The organism is Streptomyces broussonetiae (assembly GCF_009796285.1).
GTDB lineage: Bacteria > Actinomycetota > Actinomycetes > Streptomycetales > Streptomycetaceae > Streptomyces > Streptomyces broussonetiae.
Genome location: NZ_CP047020.1, coordinates 9,720,564 through 9,735,779 on the forward strand (window position 1 = coordinate 9,720,564; position 15,216 = coordinate 9,735,779).

Here is a 15,216-nt window from a genome sequence, read left to right on the forward strand (position 1 = left end):
TCTCCTCTTCGTGCCGATGCGCCGTGGCTTCCGGCGGTGTACGGGGCGCGCGGTGCACGAGAACAAAGGCGGCGAAGCCAAGAGCGGCGCGGGCAAGCAGTTGCGTCACGGGTGCTCGTCTTCAGACCCCTGTAGGGGATCTCACGACCGGGTATCACGGTGATGCCTCTGGCTCGTCTCGATTGGTGGCAGTGAGGTCCCGGGCGGGGCGGGTGTGCGAGGGCAACAAGCCCCGGCCGGGGGTTTCATGGGCGTGTGCGCTCAAGGGGTGGCGGTGATCTCCTTGGCGGTCTTGGTCAGCAGTGCGGCGGAGGCGATGGTGTCGTGGCTGAGGAGCAGCGAGCGGTGGGGGAGCCGGGCAAGGTGTTCGGTCATGGCCTCGGTGCCGGTCGTGGCGGTGGGGGTCAGGCCGAAGATGTCGGGGTAGCGGTCCTCGGTCTTCTGGTCGAACACGTCCGCGTCGGTCAGCGTCCGCCCGGTCTCCACGAGGGCCGGGGTCGCATCAGAGCTCATCGTGGGGAAGAGGAGCCCTGATACGCGGCCTTCGGTGGACAGGGTGAGGCCGAGCCACGAGTGGAGCTGGTCGGGGAAGAACTGCGGCTTCAGTTCCTTGCCGGTCTTGTGCCACAGCGGCTCGCGGCGGCCGTCCTTGAGGGCCTGCGTCACCTTGGGGTGCTGGGTGGGGTGGAGTTGCCCGCCGTCGAGCACCTTTTCCCGGACTTGGTCGTACAGGCCGGTCGCGTCGAGGAGGCCGAGGCCGAGCGCGGCGGCGGACGGCCACGGCAATACGCGCAGGCTGCTGTCCGATTCGGGGCGGACGAAGACGCGGTCGTTGGCGAGCAGGCCCCAGCCGTCCAGGGCGAGCAGGAGGCTGGTGGTGGTCTTGCCCGCGCCTTTGTCGCCCAGGGTCAGGACGGCTTCACCATGGTGGGTGGCGGCGGAGGCGTGGAGGACGGTCCAGCCGTCGGCGAGGAGCTGGCTGCGGACGAGTTCGCGGGCGAGGCGGGCGGCGGCGACGGCGACCGGTTCGGCCTGGTCACCGACAATGACCAGGCGGCGCCCGTCGGCCTGGTAGCCGATGCGCTCATCAGGCTGTACTGCATACGTGATCCCGTCGTGCCGGGCGACGTGGGTTCGGGCGTTCGCGTAGGTGGTTTCTTCGTGCCCGTAGTCCGTGACGAGGGCGCGGATGTCCTCCACGCGGCCCGGGTCGACGTCGGCGAGGACCAGGCTGGCGTCGGTGAGGGAGCCGGGGCCGGCGTCGTCGGCGGCAGTGGCGTTCCACCAGGGGCCGAAGTAGCGGGTGGACCAGTCGGTGATTGCCTTGGTGAGGCTGGCGACTGTGACGGTTGCGGTGTCGGCGTGGATGCGGGTTGCGGTCACAGGCACGTACGGGCTCCTTGTTCGTGGTGGTTGATGGTGCGGTAGGCGGCTTCGAGTTTGGTCCGGGCCGTGATCAGGTCCGCTGTCTCGTGCGGGTCGAGCTCCAGGGGCTGGACGGTGGGACGGCCGGCGCGGATGCGCAACCGGATTCCGAGCCACACGCCCGCGCGGTTGACGGACAGCACGTCGGTTCCGTCCTCGACGTCCAGGAGCTTGCGCAGGGCGGACAGGACGGCGGCGGCCGGTCCATGGCGGGTGCGTCCGATCCCGGCGTTGATCCGGCGGGGCCGGTCGGCGAGTTCGGCGCGGATGAGGTCGAGGGGGACGGCGCAGGGGGTGCCACGAATGGTGGTGGAAGAGGCACAGATGACTGCGCCGTCCCCGTGCTCGCCGATCACATAGCCGTCGACCTCGTTGACGGGCACGCGGTGATGGGCGGCGAGGGCTGTGCGGTAGCGGGCGGTGTCGGTAGCCGATCCGATCCCGTAGGTGGGGGCGCCGCTGATGGTGGCGCACAGGCGTGAGAGGACGTCCACGGGGTTGGTCACCATGACCACGGGGCGCGTGTAGCCGGTGAGGGTGCGGGCGAGTGAGGCGATGAGCGGGGCGTTCGCGGCGAGTCCTGCCATGCGCACGTCGCGGCTGGCGGTGTTGGTGAAGGTGGCTCTGGGGCACAGGACCACGGCGTCCGTCTGGTCCAGCTCGGCGACGGTGACCGCGTGCGCGCGGGTCCCGGCGCGGACGACGTGGGCCATGTCGTCCAGATCGGCGACGAGACCGGTGGCGCTGTCGGCCGTGCGGGAGGTGATCAGCAGCCGGTCACACCAGGGTTCGCCGATGAGAAGCGCGGCGACAGTCTGTCCGACTGCGCCGGCGCCAATGATGCCGATTGTGTGGCCGGTCACCGGTCCGCCGCCCGGCTCACGGTCCGCAGGGCGAGCCGCCAGGCAGTCTCGGGGTCGGTTCCGGCCGCGAGCGGGGCACTCACCAGGTCCAGCAGCGAGCACAAGGTCTCTGAGCGGTCGATGACGGCTTGGGCGTGTTCGGGCAGTGGCAGGGTGGCGGGGGCAGTGAGGTAGGTGGAGAGGATGTTCACCGTGTCCATCAGCCACGTCACGAGCAGACGGCGGAGCCACAGGGTCCGCGCGGGACCGTGCAGGGTTCGCATCCGTCCCGCCACGAACTCGCCGATCCCGTCCACCACCGTAGACGCGGGGCCGTCCAAGTGCGGGGCGGCGAGGAGCGCGAGGAACGTACGTGAGACGAGCTTTGCCGTGTCATGGCAGGCGGGCCCGCGTGCCAGACTGGGGTCGATGAACACCGGTGCCTCTGTGGGGCCGTCGGGAAACAGGACATGTTCCGGCTTCAAGTCGCCGTAGACGATCACGGCGGGACCGGTCGGCGGGATGAGGCGGAGTTTCAGCAGCCGGGCTACGACGGCGCCGACCACCGCGGCGACGTTCCGGCGCCTGCGCTCGTCCACTCGGTCAAGGCCGAGGCGTTCGACGTAGAGGCGACCGGAGACGCCGTTGAACTTCCTGCGGAACGTGCCGTCGATGCTGCGTTCAGGAATCGACGCGGCGTCGACCTGCGAGGCCACCTGCGGGCGTTGAAGGCTCTCAAGGGCGGCGACGGCGGTGCTGAGCAAGTCGTAGGTCCGGCCCGGGTCTTTGGTGATCAGGTTGGCGAGGGTCGGGCCCGTGACGGGTTCGGTGAACAGTACCCCGGCCGCGTAGCCGGCACATCGGCCGACCCGGACCCCAGACGCATCCAGGGCGCGGAGCTGCGCGGCTTCCCGCGCGAGCAGAGAGGCGGGAGAGGTGGCATAAGCGGCCTGCGCCGCACGGACCATGTCCCGGTCACCAGCCACGCCGCGCAGCACGGAGACGAGGGACAGGCCAAGGATGGAGTCCTTCGCGAACACGTCCCGCCCGCCGATGCTGGCGCGGTGCACATAGCCGGTGACCGAGGGGACGTGATCGCCGAGCGTCAGTGGCTCGCAGGGCCACAGGTCAGCTGCGGCGCGGTGGATGCGGTCGGCGCTGAGCGCGAACAGATCGGCGGCCTGCGGTAAGGGGGTGCGGTGCATAGTGTCTCCTCGGCGGTCAACAGTGGCGGGCGTGTACCGCCCGCCCGGTGCAGAGAGGCTGGGTGTGCGGCCGGGGTAGGACGGCTCCTCTTGGGGTGAGGTGCCGTCCCGGTCCCGCGCGGCCGGTCTTGCCTGGGCCACTGACCGCGCGGGAGCTATCGGTTGTCCCGGACCGGCGGCAGGGCGCGGGAACGGGGCTACCGACTCGGGATGGAGTGGTGACCGGCGGGGTGTGACGTTCGGCGGGTCCGAGCCCCGCCGGGGTCTATCGGGTGCCGCAGCGGCACTCATGTGGTGCGGCCAGGTTGCGGCCTCGGGCGGCGGGCGGTCCGGACGCTCTACTCGGACCGGCGCGGCGTCTACGCGGACGGTGAGAAGACCTGAGCCGGCACCAGGGCGAGGCCTGCAACCGACCGCGCCGAGTAGCGCAGCCTTGGCGGTCCTGCCGTCGCCGGCCGGCATCCGACGCCGGCTCCTCACTGTTCCTCCCAGGCGCCGCGCCATGTCATTAGCTCGACTGCCGCCCACGAGGTCGACCACGGCTCTACGAGGCTGCCGCCGTGCTGAGGGTGCAGGAACGGTCGGCCCTCTCACAGGTCCGTGAGCATCGCCTGACGGCTCCGGGACTTGTCGCGTACCAGGTCGCCGACCGCTGCCACGCCCGGAGTCGTCGCGGGTCACCGGGACACCGCCGCCGGGTGCGTGCCTGCGGTGATTGGAGCGGGATCAGCCAGAGCACTGAGCTTCGTCGTCCACTCCACACCCCCGCCGACCGGAGCCAGCCACGCAACGGGATGCACTCCCGTGTCCGGAGCGATGGCGCGGAGTGTGCCCCGACGCCCGGTGACGGTGTCCGTCACCACGTGGTTCAGCCACCTGTGATCACGGTGCATGAGCCCCAGGTCCGCGCTCACCGCTCGGCCTCCGTCAAGCCGTACATGCCCGCGCAGTGCTCGCAGGCATTCAGTTGGACGCTGAGCGCACTCAGTATCCGAACCGCGAACCGCCGGTCAGGCGTCCCGGAGCACCAGCAGCAAGAGGCGCCCTCGCACTGCCTGTCGCTGAGTCGATCGAAGTGTGGCGTCGGGGCGTCGAGTCCGCCGGAGGATGGTTGCGGGGTCGTGCTGCGCGTCGTCATGTCGTCGCCTCGCGCTCGCGGTCGATTTGGCGTGGTCGTCCCCAACGGGGGCGACCACCGGGGCACAACGCGCCCGGAGCGGGGGCGGTTGGGCTGACACCCAGTCAACGATCACTGTGCGCTGTGGGACCATCACACATGCGGCATGCGTATACACATATGCGCTCAACGGGTACGGACAGACGACGGATGCCGCATGGACTCGTAGCGTGGGGGTAGCTCGTGAACTTCCAGACAGGCCCGATCCGAGACGCGTCCCGGGCCGGGGATTACGGACGTGTCATCGAACTGATCCGCAAAGGGCGGCAGATGACGCAGGCGGCACTCGGACAGGCGCTCGGCCTGTCCCAGTCCGCCGTCTCCCGTCTGGAGAAACGCGGCTCAGCCTCATACAGCACGGACGTCTTGACCGCGGCGGCTGCACATCTTCAGATTCCGCCGGCACTGGTGGGTCTGGCAGACGGGCGCATGGCGCAGGTCCAGACGAGAGACGACGATCCCATGCACCGACGCACCGTACTTGGCGGCGCGGTCGCCGCGATGGCAGCCCCCGTCCTGGCCGCCGTGCCAGACACGCACGACACGATTGGCGGCCAGGCCGCCGCCCTGCGGCTGACCACGAGTGCCTACCGCAGACTCGACAGCACCACCCCCTCCCGGGACCTCGCCGACGCGGTGGACGGTCATATCCGGCTCATCCAGACCGTCACCCGCAGCGCGACCAGCGAAGCAGATCGGGCGAGGCTGGCCGCAGCAGGCAGTGAGGCCGCATCCTTCGCCGGCTGGCTGGCGTGGGATAAGGGTGACCACGGGTCGGCCCGCTCCTGGTATGGCGGTGCCATCAAAGCTGCCCGAACTTCCGGAAACGCGCTCCTGACGGCCTACCAGGCCGGCACGCTTGCCCAGTTCGAGGCACACGCCGGGAACGGTGTGGAGGCCCTGAATCTCGCCCGCCGCGCCCGAAGGGTGCTGGGCGAGCAGCGCCCGGCCGTCGCCGACGCATGGTTGTCCAGCGTCGAAGCGCTCGGATACGCGGCAGCCGGGGACCTGGCTCGAGCTGACCGAGCCCTGACCGCATCCCGTACAGGGGCGGAGGCGCTGACCGCCGCCCAGGAGCCGCCGCCCTGGCCGTGGGTGTTCTCCTTCACCCCGGACAAGGTGGCTGCCTGCCGCGTCACCTGCGGCGCACGCCTCGGACTGGCGGACTGGGTGCTGGCCGAGGACGTGGAGGCCCTGACCACCGGCCATGCGAAACAACGTGCTCTGTTGGTGCTCGACATTGCCGCCGGGCATCTTGCTAGCGGACGGGTCGAGGCCACGTTCGCTCTCGCCTCGCGCGCGCTCGACATTGGCCTTCAGTACCGGTCCGGCCGGATCGTGGAACGGGTCCGCGCCGTGCGCCGTAGCCTCACCACCACCTCACCGTCCAAAGTTGTGCGGGACTTTGACGAGCGCCTGCACGGCGTCTACCTGTAGGAGAGTGACTACAGCATGAGGGTTGGCATCACAGGGCATCGCGGGCTGAGCACACAAGTAGGGGAACGGGTTCGGGCGTTCCTGGCCGAACGGGTCGAAGAGTACTATTCGGCCGAACTGGTCGGCGTGTCATGCATCGCCGACGGCCCAGACTCCTGGTTCGCCGAAGCCGTGTTGGAGCACGGCGGCCGTCTCGAGGTTGTTATCCCTGCTGCCGAGTACCGCGAGAGCCTGCCCGATTGGCATCACCACGTCTACGATCGACTTATCTCTCGCGCGGCCGACATCCACCACACCGGCATGGCCGAGTCAACTTCCCAAGCCCATCAGGCCGGATCCGAAATCCTCGTTGGCCTGGTGCATGAGCTGATCGCTGTGTGGGACGGGCAACCGGCGCGGGGGTATGGAGGCACGGCGGACGTGGTGGCGTACGCCGAGCGGACTGGTGTCCCGGTGCGGGTGCTGTGGCCCGAGGGCGCCAGCCGATGACGTTGCCCCCAATGTGATCGGTTTCGGGGCGCTGCCCGCCGACGAACGACTCACTGCATGCACCCGTCTCAAATCCCGTATCGGAGCTTTCTGTCCGCCGGCGGTGGCGGGACGTTCTTTGCGTGGCGGAGCACCGTAGTTTGCGAGTGATCGCGAGAGCACCGCAAGCCTATGGCCTTTCCGCGGGGCGGGGGCTGTCCGTCCCGGAAGTCCACGTGGCTCACAGAGGCTCGGGCGCCGTTTCCGCGTCTCCGACGAAGAGGTCGGAACTTACATCGCCGTCCTTAGCGTCAGGGTGCAGATGATCGACTGATAGCCACAGCAACTACCCCAACGCTCACCCTGACGCGACCGCGTTCCCTGACGGAAGGCCGGGGCCAAAGCGAAGTCGGGGCCCAGGTCGGTGCGCCGACAGACCTGCTTCGGGCCGAGATGCAGAGGGAGACCGAAGGCGGCCAGGACGTCGGCGGAGCCGTTCTTACGGGAGACCGGTGCATGACCCGCCCGCTCCAAGGGCGTCGTCCTCGGACGGAGCCGTCCGACCGTTCCTCGGCCTGCCGCGTATAGCCTCGACCTCTGTTGTGGGAGTGTGATAGCTGTTCAATTTTGAGGTTCAGGCAGGGGAGCGGAATGTGGCTGCGGGGACACGTGAGATACCCCAGCTGACTCGAGCGCATCGGGTTCTCGTCGGTGTGGTGGTCTCCGGTGCCCTGATCATCGCCGGCATCGGTTTCGCCGGCTCGTACGCGGCGGTCCGTCAGCTGGCCATCAAGAAGGGCTTCGGGAACTTCTCCTATGTGTTCCCGGTGGGCATCGACGCGGGTATCTGTGTCCTGCTGGCCCTGGATCTGCTGCTGACCTGGATACGCATCCCCTTCCCGCTGCTGCGCCAGACGGCGTGGCTGCTGACGGCGGCGACGATCGCGTTCAACGGTGCCGCCGCCTGGCCCGACCCGCTGGGCGTGGGCATGCACGCGGTGATCCCGATCCTGTTCGTGGTCGCGGTCGAGGCCGCCCGCCACGCGATCGGCCGGATCGCCGACATCACGGCCGACAAGCACATGGAGGGCGTCCGCATCACCCGCTGGCTGCTCTCCCCGCTCCCGACGTTCCTCCTCTGGCGCCGCATGAAGCTGTGGGAGCTGCGCTCCTACGACCAGGTCATCAAGCTGGAACAGGAACGCCTGGTCTACCAAGCGAGCCTCCGGTCCCGCTTCGGCCGAGCCTGGCGCAGGAAGGCTCCCGTGGAGTCGCTGATGCCGCTACGCCTGGCTCGCTACGGCGTCCCCCTCGCAGAGACGGCCCGGGCCGGGCTGGCCGCAGCCGGCATTGATGAATCGCCGATTCAGTTCATCGTCGAGCGGACCCCGGTTCCGGCACAGCGGCAGAGCCCCGAACTCAAGGCCGCCGTCGACCAGGAAAAGGAACTGGCGCAAGCGGGCGGCGCGGCCCCCCAGCCGGTGGAGCAAGTACGAGCTGCACGTCTGGAGCAGCCGCACGACATTGAAGAAGAAGGAAACGCCCAACACCTCGCCGATGCCTATCAGGACTGGATGGCAGCCTTCGGATACGAGCCCACCAGGGCGCAGTTCGCCCTGTGGCTCCAAGACCAGTACGGCATCGCCACCGCGGCCGGCGGGCCACTGTCTGACGAGCAACTCGACCCCCTGCTGCGACTTTTCAAGCAGCGCCACACGCCACCAGCCGAGGAGGGGACACAACCCCAAGCCCCGCACGACGCTGACGACGGTTGGGGTGACTACTTCTACAGCGCTTGGCTCATGTACGCGCAGCAGTACGGCGCGTACCCTGACGCCGCCGCGCTCGCCCAGTTCGTGCACCAGCACGACGGCATCACGGGCGCCGACGGACGGCCGGTCACCGGGGCCGACGTGGAGAGCTTCGTCGCCGAGTTCCAGGAACGCGAGTACGGCACCGGCGCACCGGCACCCGAGTCGGCCGGCGAGGAGGAGGCGGACGCCGATCCTGGCGAGCAGCAGGCCACCGAGCCCCACCCAGCAGCGGAGACACGGCAGGAGACCGCCAGTGCGGGTGCGCACGCTGCCAAGGAGCAGCGCGGGCCGAGCGTCAACGCTCCTATCGACGAGAATCCTGCACCCCCTGACCCGGCTGAGGGAGGCGACCTCACCGTCGTTGACCGCTACTTCCTGGCCTGGGTGGACTACCAGGCCGAGCACGGCGATGAACCCGGCGCCGAGCAGCTGTCGATCTATCTCGCGGAGAAGGGCATGCACGGCCGGGGAGGGAAGCCGGTCAGCCCATCCACGTTGCGCCGGTACCCGCTCTGGTTCCGTATCTACAGCGTCTGGGCCGAGCACCGTGTGCGCAATGAGAACCCCGCGGTGGACGCCGTTGCGCAGGACTGCGCAGCCCGCGGCATCACCGCCCAGTACAACAAGCCCATCACCCCCGCACAGGTCACCGAGCAGGCCGACGACTTCGAGCGGCGCTGGCACGCCCTCACCCGCTATCACGCCGACACCCAGCAGTAGACCGTGCCGCACACCGGTTGCGCATCAGGAGCCCAGCGATGCGCAATCGGTAAAGCCCCTGATCAGCTGCCCAATGCGCAGCCACAATGATCACTGCGCAGGCCTGTGCACCGGACCCTGAGCGACCAGGAGGATTGCCATGAGAGCACTGCGCATCGCCCCGGACACCACTCTCACGGAACTCACCCTCCCCGAAGCCGATGCGCTCTCCGTGATCCGTCACCACGTCGGAACGTCCGGAGCCGTCGACCAGGCCGTGTACCACCACCGCGCCCTCCTGCACGTGCACGGCGAGGGCCAGGTGGTCGGGCTCGACCAGAACCTCGCCGCGTGGGCGCTTGTGAGCGCCTGGCGCCGTATGGCCCTGTACCCGTTGCATGGCCCCGTGGTCATCACGGGCCGCACGCCGGACGGGGAAGCGGCCGCACTGGACGACGATCTTGCCGAGCACGCCCGCACGGTGACGCAGACCGTGCGGCAAACACTGAAGGCATGGAAGGCCCGGCCGCCCGCCTCGAGCGAGGCGGCCGCTAGCGAACTCCTTGCCTACGCGGCCCGGGACGTGGCCTCCGGCCGGTAGCGCGTACCGCGCATCCTGCGCACCGACCTTCTACAGGGCCTTGCGCATGGCCGGGCCGCGGCCGTGGAGGAGTTCGTTGATCAGCTGCTCCGTCTCCAATTCCATCGACGCCTCCAGCGACCTGTTGACCTGTTGGATGCGGGCGATGGCGGTGTGCAAGCCGGAGCGGTTCCCCGCGGCATGCTCTACCCTCATCCACGCCCTGTACAACAACTCGGAGCTGTCGTCTACGTCGAGGCCGGTTGCGATGGCTTGGCGGGCCGCGCTGAGGTCGTGGCGGGGGCCCGCCGGGGTGCGGTAGGTGGCCACGGTGTGCGCGATGTCGATGATCCTGGTGATCATCTCCTGCTGGAAGGGTTCGGCCCAGGGCAGTGGCCTCGAGCCGAACGGCTTTCCTCGCACCAGGCCGAGGGCCCTTTCCAGGTCCGGCAGGCCGGCCGCGCCCTGGGGCAGCGCGCGTTCGGCGAGCTGGAGGAACCTTGTCCAGTCGCACCGTACGGCGGGGGAGAGGCGGTAGGGGTCCTCGCCGGTGCGGCGGCGCGGCACGTACGGGTTGCCGGCCGGGTCGTTGCCGAGTGCGCTGCGCAGGCCCCGCAGGCGGGCGTTGAGGGTGCTTGCTCCCCAGGGGGTGAGCGGGTCCATGTCGGAGCACAGCGCGTCGGCGCTGCGGTTGGGGCGGAAATACATCAGCGCCGCGAGCTGGGCGATGCGCGGTCCGTGCCCGGAGCTGGCCACGCCGTCCACTTCAACCGGTCCCAGGACGCGGATCTCCGGCGCATGCATATCGTGCGCTTCGCTGTCCGCTGTGCCCCCGCCGCTGTCCGGTTCCGGAATCGCAGAGGCTGGAACGTCCGGTTCTTCGTTCTCTGCCGGGTCTTCGGCGAGCTCTGGCCGGGGTGCGTCCTGCCCGTCATACAACGCGGCGGGCAGCAGGCGCAGACCGGCCGGATCGGCTGAGGCGGCCAGCAGGGCCGGGAACACGTCGCTGTCGGTCAGGTTCCCCGTCACCGGTTCCGCCGCGGGGGCTTCGCTGCCGCTGTCCGGGCCAGGATCGCTGCCGAGGCCGTCGAACTCCTCCGCCACGGCGCGATCGGATTGCCTTGCGGGGTCGGGCTCGTCGGGAACGTCCCGCCACGGGCCCTGGGCAGGTTCGGCGGGCTGCCCGGAGAGGGTGAGCGCCGTGGCGATCTGCTCGTACGCCGCGTGCTCCAGGCGCTGCACGATGATGTCCATGCCGATGGAGCCGAGGGGTTGCGGCGTGCTGAGGGACGCGTTGACGGTCTCCGCCTCGGGGAAGTGCGCCCCAGCGGTGTCCGGTGGCGGTTTTTCTGATCAGTGGCTGGTGGTCTGGCCTGTGTTGATCAGTTTGGCGTGTTGGTGTGGTCGGGGGGTGCGGGCGTTTCGGTGGGGGCGCGGGTGGGGGTGTGGGCCTTGCTGTGTGGGGTCTGGTCTGCGGCTTTGTCAGATAGCGGGCTGGGTGATCAGGTCGTGTCACTTGCGGTGACTGGTGATCAGGTTGAGTGGTTGTTGGTATGGGGTGCGGTCCTAGGTTTGCTGGGTGGTGGTGCGGCAGGCGGGGCATGCTTTGGGGCTTCGGGGGCCGTAGCGGTGGATGGGGGTGGCGCAGAGCATGCAGGGGCCGATTTCCCAGGGTGGGCACTTGAGTTCTGCTGCGATGACGAGGCGTTCGCGGGGGGACAGGTGTAGGGCGATGGGTCTGGTGGGTTGGAGGAGGGTGTCGTCGGGGGCGTGGTCGAAGGTTTGCAGGCCGGTGGCGGAGGTCGTCTCGCGTTGTGGGCGTGGGCTGCTGGTGTGGGGGGTTTCGTCGCCGTAGTGGCAGGAGCTGTCGAGTTCTTGTTCGGTGTAGGTGAGGGGTTCGTCGTCGGCCGGGCCGGTCTCGGGCGGGGTGTTCGTTTCGCCGGTGATCTCGTGCCAGCGTTTGACGTCGCGGGCCAGGGCCCACAGGTAGGAGGTGCGGTGGGGGTCGTGCCGGTTGCGGGAGCGTACGGGCAGGTGCTCGCCGTCGGCGCTGGTGACGATGAGTTCGTCGAGGGGGGTGGCGCGTTCCTGGGGGATGCACAGGGCGGGCAGGAACCAGCCGCTGTGCCACTTTCCGCACGCCCTGCCGGTTTCGGGGCATGAGCGTTCGCTGGTGGGGGTGCATTTCCAGATCTGCAGGTGGCGGACGCCGCCGCGGATGATCAGGGCGAGCGGGGAGATGATGCGCTGCCAGGGCACGTCGTCGACGCGGGTCCAGGGGGCGCGGTCTATCAGGGCGGAGGTGGCGTCTGCGGTCACCCACAGAGGTGCGATGTTGCGCTCGCGGGCTTTGGCGGACCGCCGGCGCACGGTACTGGCGGTGATGGGGGAGTACTGGGCCTCCCATCCCACGCGTGCGCCGGCTCCGGTCACCAGCACGTCGGTGATGACCCGTCCGTCCTCGGACCGGGCTTCGGTCTGCACGTGAAGGCCGTGGCGTGATGCGGTGCGGGCGATCCGCTCTTTCATCGCCTTGTGCTTGTCGCTCTCCTGGGGAGTGGCGACGTGGGTGAGTGGAAGGTGCGCTGCTACCCACATCACCTTGCCGCCACGGCGCTGGCGCCGGACGAACATCCACGGCGTCTTGCCGTCCAGGGCGCACTGGCATTGTCCGCCCTTGTAGTCCGTCAGGCACTGCAGCAGGTCCCGGGGCCGCTGCCCGACAGGCTGGGTGATCTCTTCCAGCAGTCCGGTGTGGTCCGGGTGGTCGAGGTCTTCGCGCGTCAGGTTGATCTCTATGCCGTACCTGGTGTGAAACACCCCGTTGGCCATGCAACTGACGGTAAGTGGCTGTCTGCGGCATGGAAAGAGTGCAGATGCCATGCACCGGGGACATGCTGGAGCGTCGGTCTCAGCCTGTGACGCCGATGTGGGTGAGGAGGCGTTGCTGGTCGGGGTGGAGGCGGGGCCAGGCGGCGCGCTGGTTGTTGAGCCATTGCCGGCTGGCGTGGGTGTGGGGGTGGGTGCGGGCGTGGTGGTAGGCGCGTTGCCAGCGCAGGTTCCATGGTGGGTTCCACCACGGGTCGATCGCGGTCAGAGCACCGGCTGCGGGGCATGAGGTACCGGTTCTGGTGCGGTAGCGCTGTTTGACGAGCCAGCGGCCCAGCGCGAAGCCGTCATGCAGGGTGTGGTGGGGGGCGGCGAGGTGGCCGTGCTGGGCGGCGTAGGAGCGGGCGTGTTCGATGGCGGTGTGCCAGTGCGGTGCGATGCCGGTGCGGGCTGCGAGGGCCTCGGGGGTGATGCCGAGGCTGGTCAGGAGTTGTTGCTGGCCGGGGTGGAGGCGGTCGTAGTGGCAGCAGGCACGGTCGATCCAACTACCCAGGGCAGTGTGCGAGTTGGGGACGCGGTGGGCGATGTTGAAGGGTTTGCCGGCGTGGATGTGGTGCAGGGCGCGGTAGTAGTTGCGCTGCCACTCGCTTTTCCAGGGTGGGTTCCACCAGGGGTCGATAGCGGCGAGTTCACCGGTCTGCGGGGAGGGCGGCAGGTTCCGGCGGGCCCGTGTACTGGCCTGGTTGCGTTGTCGGGCCAGCCAACGGCCCAGAGGGAAGCCGTCGTGGAGGGTGTCGCCCGGGACGGCGAGGTGGCCGTGCTGGGCGGCATAGGAGCGGGCGTGGGCGAGGGCGGCATCGAAGCCGGCGCGTTGGTCGGGCCGGTGTCCTAGCAGGCTGCCGTTCTTCGCGCGGTGCCGGTTGCGTGCCGTGCCGGTGCGAGTGGTCAGGTGGCGGCGGGCTGTGTCGACGGTGTCGGGGGTGAGTCCCACAGCAGTCAGGAGCTGTTGCTGGTTGGGATGGAGATGGTGGTAGTCACGGCATTGCCGGCGTAGCCAGTCGGCGACTGCGGCGTCAGGCAGGTCGTCGTAGCCGTTCGAAGGGTTCAATGTGTGGCCGGCTGCCATGTCGCGGGCGCGGTAGTAGTGGCGTTGCCAGTACAGGCTCCAGGGAGGGTTCCACCATGGGTCGAGGGCGTTGAGAGCTTGAATGCGGTCGGCGGGTACGGGGGGCCGGTTGTGGTGCCGGTTGCGGAGCAGGGCCAGCCAGTTGCCCAGCGGGAAGCCGTCGTGGACGGTGCGTTGGCCGACGTTGGCGAGCTGCCCGTGCTGCGAGGCGTAGGCGGCGGCGTGTGCCAGGCCCATCTGGAAGCGTTCGCTGTAGCTGCGCCGGGGCGGCCGGGCTGCCTGAGCGGTGGCTGTGTCGATGCCGAGGGAAGCCATCAGGCGTTGCTGCTCAGGGTGCAGATCGGCATAGCGGGCGCACTGCTCGTACAGCCATTCCGCGAGGTTGATACCGGTGTCGGGGAAGCCGGAGGCCGCGTTGAGGGGGCCGTGGGCGCGGGTGTGCTGCGCGGCTTGGTGCCATTGCCGCCGCCACCGCGGGTCCCAGGGCGGGTTCCACCACGGGTCGAGGGCGGCCAGTGCCATGAAGTGGTGGTCGGGCATCCGCAGGTGTCTAGCACGCTGGTTGACGAGCCAGGTGCCGAGCGGGTAGCCGCCGAGCGTGGCATCTTTGGGCACGGCCAGGTGCCCGTGCTGCTGGTGGAAGAGCCGGGCGTGCGCTACCCCCTGCTCGAAGGCGCGCTCGGCCTGAACGCTGTGGCCGCGCAGCCGCTTCACGGGCGGCGGCATCGGCTGGGCGGTGCCGGCGGCAGGCGGGCGGGGGAGAAGGTCGCTCAGGGCGCGCGGCCGGTGAGCCGAGTGAACCCTCCACAGCACCTTCTGCGCCGCACGCGTGGAGGCTGCTCGGGTGCGTACGCAGGAGTGGATCCAGGTGAACAGCGGGCCGTGGGTGTCGGCGGCGAGGTGGCGGGCGAGCCACGGCCGCCCGAGCCGGTCGGCGAGTTCGGTGAGCAACCGGGGGAGTTCGCCCAGCCGGTAGGGCAGATGGCGGCCCGATTCGGTGACGGTGCGCTGTTGCAGAGATCGGTCGGCCAGCAGGCGCGCCAGAGCGACGGTCTCGGGATAGGTGATCAGGTCGCGGGCGGCCGCTTGCCACCAGCTGGGATCGGCGCCCTCGGGACACGTAGCCGCCAGGCGGTTCGGCCACAGCATTTCCTCCGCGGGCCAGGACTGCTGCCACCAGGCCCCGGCGACGGCGCGCGCGACCTCGAAGGCCTGTGCCCCCACTGCCCCATGCCGTAGCAGCCGGACATGCCGCCCATGGGCCTCGACCACCTCCGGGCACCTGGCGAGGGGCACGCTCAGGCCGCTGGTGTGGGGCAGATACATGAGCCAGTACCGGTGGCGCGGGCACACACGCTGCTCGGGTGCCAGGTACCGGCGCGCGGACATGAGGCGTCCGGTGCGGGCGGACGTGCATCCGGGGCAGGCCGGGCCCCATGCGGCCACGGCCTGCTCACCGCGCATCAGCCGCCCGACCGGGCCGGCCCCGTACTTGCCGCATGGTTCTTCCCGCATCCAGGCGGGCAGAGCACGCTCCAGTACCTGTGGCTCAACGCGGCAGAGCGTGGCGATGCGGGCGCGGGCCTGGGCGTTGAGGTGGATCTCGCTGTCCGG

General features: G+C 69.5%; 10 protein-coding genes. 4 read left to right on the forward strand and 6 right to left on the reverse strand.

The annotated features are described in order from the left end of the window. Positions 1–261: 261 nt before the first annotated feature. Genes GQF42_RS44595 through GQF42_RS44605 form a run of 3 tightly spaced genes read right to left on the reverse strand, consistent with a single transcriptional unit; the run spans position 262 to position 3,472 of the window. On the reverse strand, positions 262–1,389 hold the full coding sequence (locus GQF42_RS44595; protein ID WP_158929573.1) for a phosphoenolpyruvate carboxykinase (ATP): 1,128 nt from the start codon (positions 1,387–1,389) through the stop codon (positions 262–264). Continuing rightward, positions 1,380–2,288, reverse strand: coding sequence for a lactate/malate family dehydrogenase (locus tag GQF42_RS44600; RefSeq protein ID WP_158929575.1), 909 nt, complete (start codon positions 2,286–2,288; stop codon positions 1,380–1,382). The genes GQF42_RS44595 and GQF42_RS44600 overlap by 10 nt, the downstream gene beginning before the upstream one ends. Next, on the reverse strand, positions 2,285–3,472 hold the full coding sequence (locus tag GQF42_RS44605) for a phosphotransferase (RefSeq protein ID WP_158929577.1): 1,188 nt from the start codon (positions 3,470–3,472) through the stop codon (positions 2,285–2,287). Before GQF42_RS44605 ends, GQF42_RS44600 begins: the two co-directional genes overlap by 4 nt. A gap of 1,360 nt (positions 3,473–4,832) precedes the next feature. Here GQF42_RS44605 and GQF42_RS44610 point away from each other — a divergent pair. The 4 genes from GQF42_RS44610 (at position 4,833) to GQF42_RS44625 (ending at position 9,668) form a co-directional block, all read left to right on the forward strand. After that, positions 4,833–6,086, forward strand: coding sequence for a helix-turn-helix domain-containing protein (locus tag GQF42_RS44610; protein WP_158929579.1), 1,254 nt, complete (start codon positions 4,833–4,835; stop codon positions 6,084–6,086). Between the two features lie 15 nt (positions 6,087–6,101). Continuing rightward, positions 6,102–6,575, forward strand: coding sequence for a hypothetical protein (locus tag GQF42_RS44615; protein ID WP_158929581.1), 474 nt, complete (start codon positions 6,102–6,104; stop codon positions 6,573–6,575). 632 nt (positions 6,576–7,207) lie between these two features. Continuing rightward, complete coding sequence (locus GQF42_RS46800; protein WP_233273723.1) at positions 7,208–9,088, forward strand: DUF2637 domain-containing protein; 1,881 nt, start codon at positions 7,208–7,210, stop codon at positions 9,086–9,088. Between the two features lie 139 nt (positions 9,089–9,227). Next, entirely contained in the window at positions 9,228–9,668 is a 441-nt protein-coding gene (locus tag GQF42_RS44625) for a hypothetical protein (protein WP_158929583.1), read from the forward strand. A gap of 30 nt (positions 9,669–9,698) precedes the next feature. Here GQF42_RS44625 and GQF42_RS44630 read toward each other — a convergent pair whose 3' ends face one another. From GQF42_RS44630 to GQF42_RS44640, 3 genes are all read right to left on the reverse strand, one after another. Then, entirely contained in the window at positions 9,699–10,901 is a 1,203-nt protein-coding gene (locus GQF42_RS44630; protein WP_158929585.1) for an AfsR/SARP family transcriptional regulator, read from the reverse strand. A 312-nt stretch (positions 10,902–11,213) separates the two neighbouring features. Beyond that, positions 11,214–12,479, reverse strand: coding sequence for a competence protein CoiA family protein (locus GQF42_RS44635; RefSeq protein WP_158929587.1), 1,266 nt, complete (start codon positions 12,477–12,479; stop codon positions 11,214–11,216). A gap of 79 nt (positions 12,480–12,558) precedes the next feature. Then, positions 12,559–15,216 (reverse strand): helicase associated domain-containing protein (locus tag GQF42_RS44640; RefSeq protein WP_158929589.1); only part of this gene is annotated, 2,658 nt, incomplete at its 5' end.

Excerpts from the sequence above, each read along its gene's own strand:
- GQF42_RS44605 (WP_158929577.1), bottom strand. The coding sequence starts at position 3,472 with ATGCACCGCACCCCCTTACCGCAGGCCGCCGATCTGTTCGCGCTCAGC.
- GQF42_RS44615 (WP_158929581.1), top strand. The coding sequence starts at position 6,102 with ATGAGGGTTGGCATCACAGGGCATCGCGGGCTGAGCACACAAGTAGGG.
- GQF42_RS44625 (WP_158929583.1), top strand. The coding sequence starts at position 9,228 with ATGAGAGCACTGCGCATCGCCCCGGACACCACTCTCACGGAACTCACC.
- GQF42_RS44630 (WP_158929585.1), bottom strand. The coding sequence starts at position 10,901 with ATGGACATCATCGTGCAGCGCCTGGAGCACGCGGCGTACGAGCAGATC.
- GQF42_RS44635 (WP_158929587.1), bottom strand. The coding sequence starts at position 12,479 with ATGGCCAACGGGGTGTTTCACACCAGGTACGGCATAGAGATCAACCTG.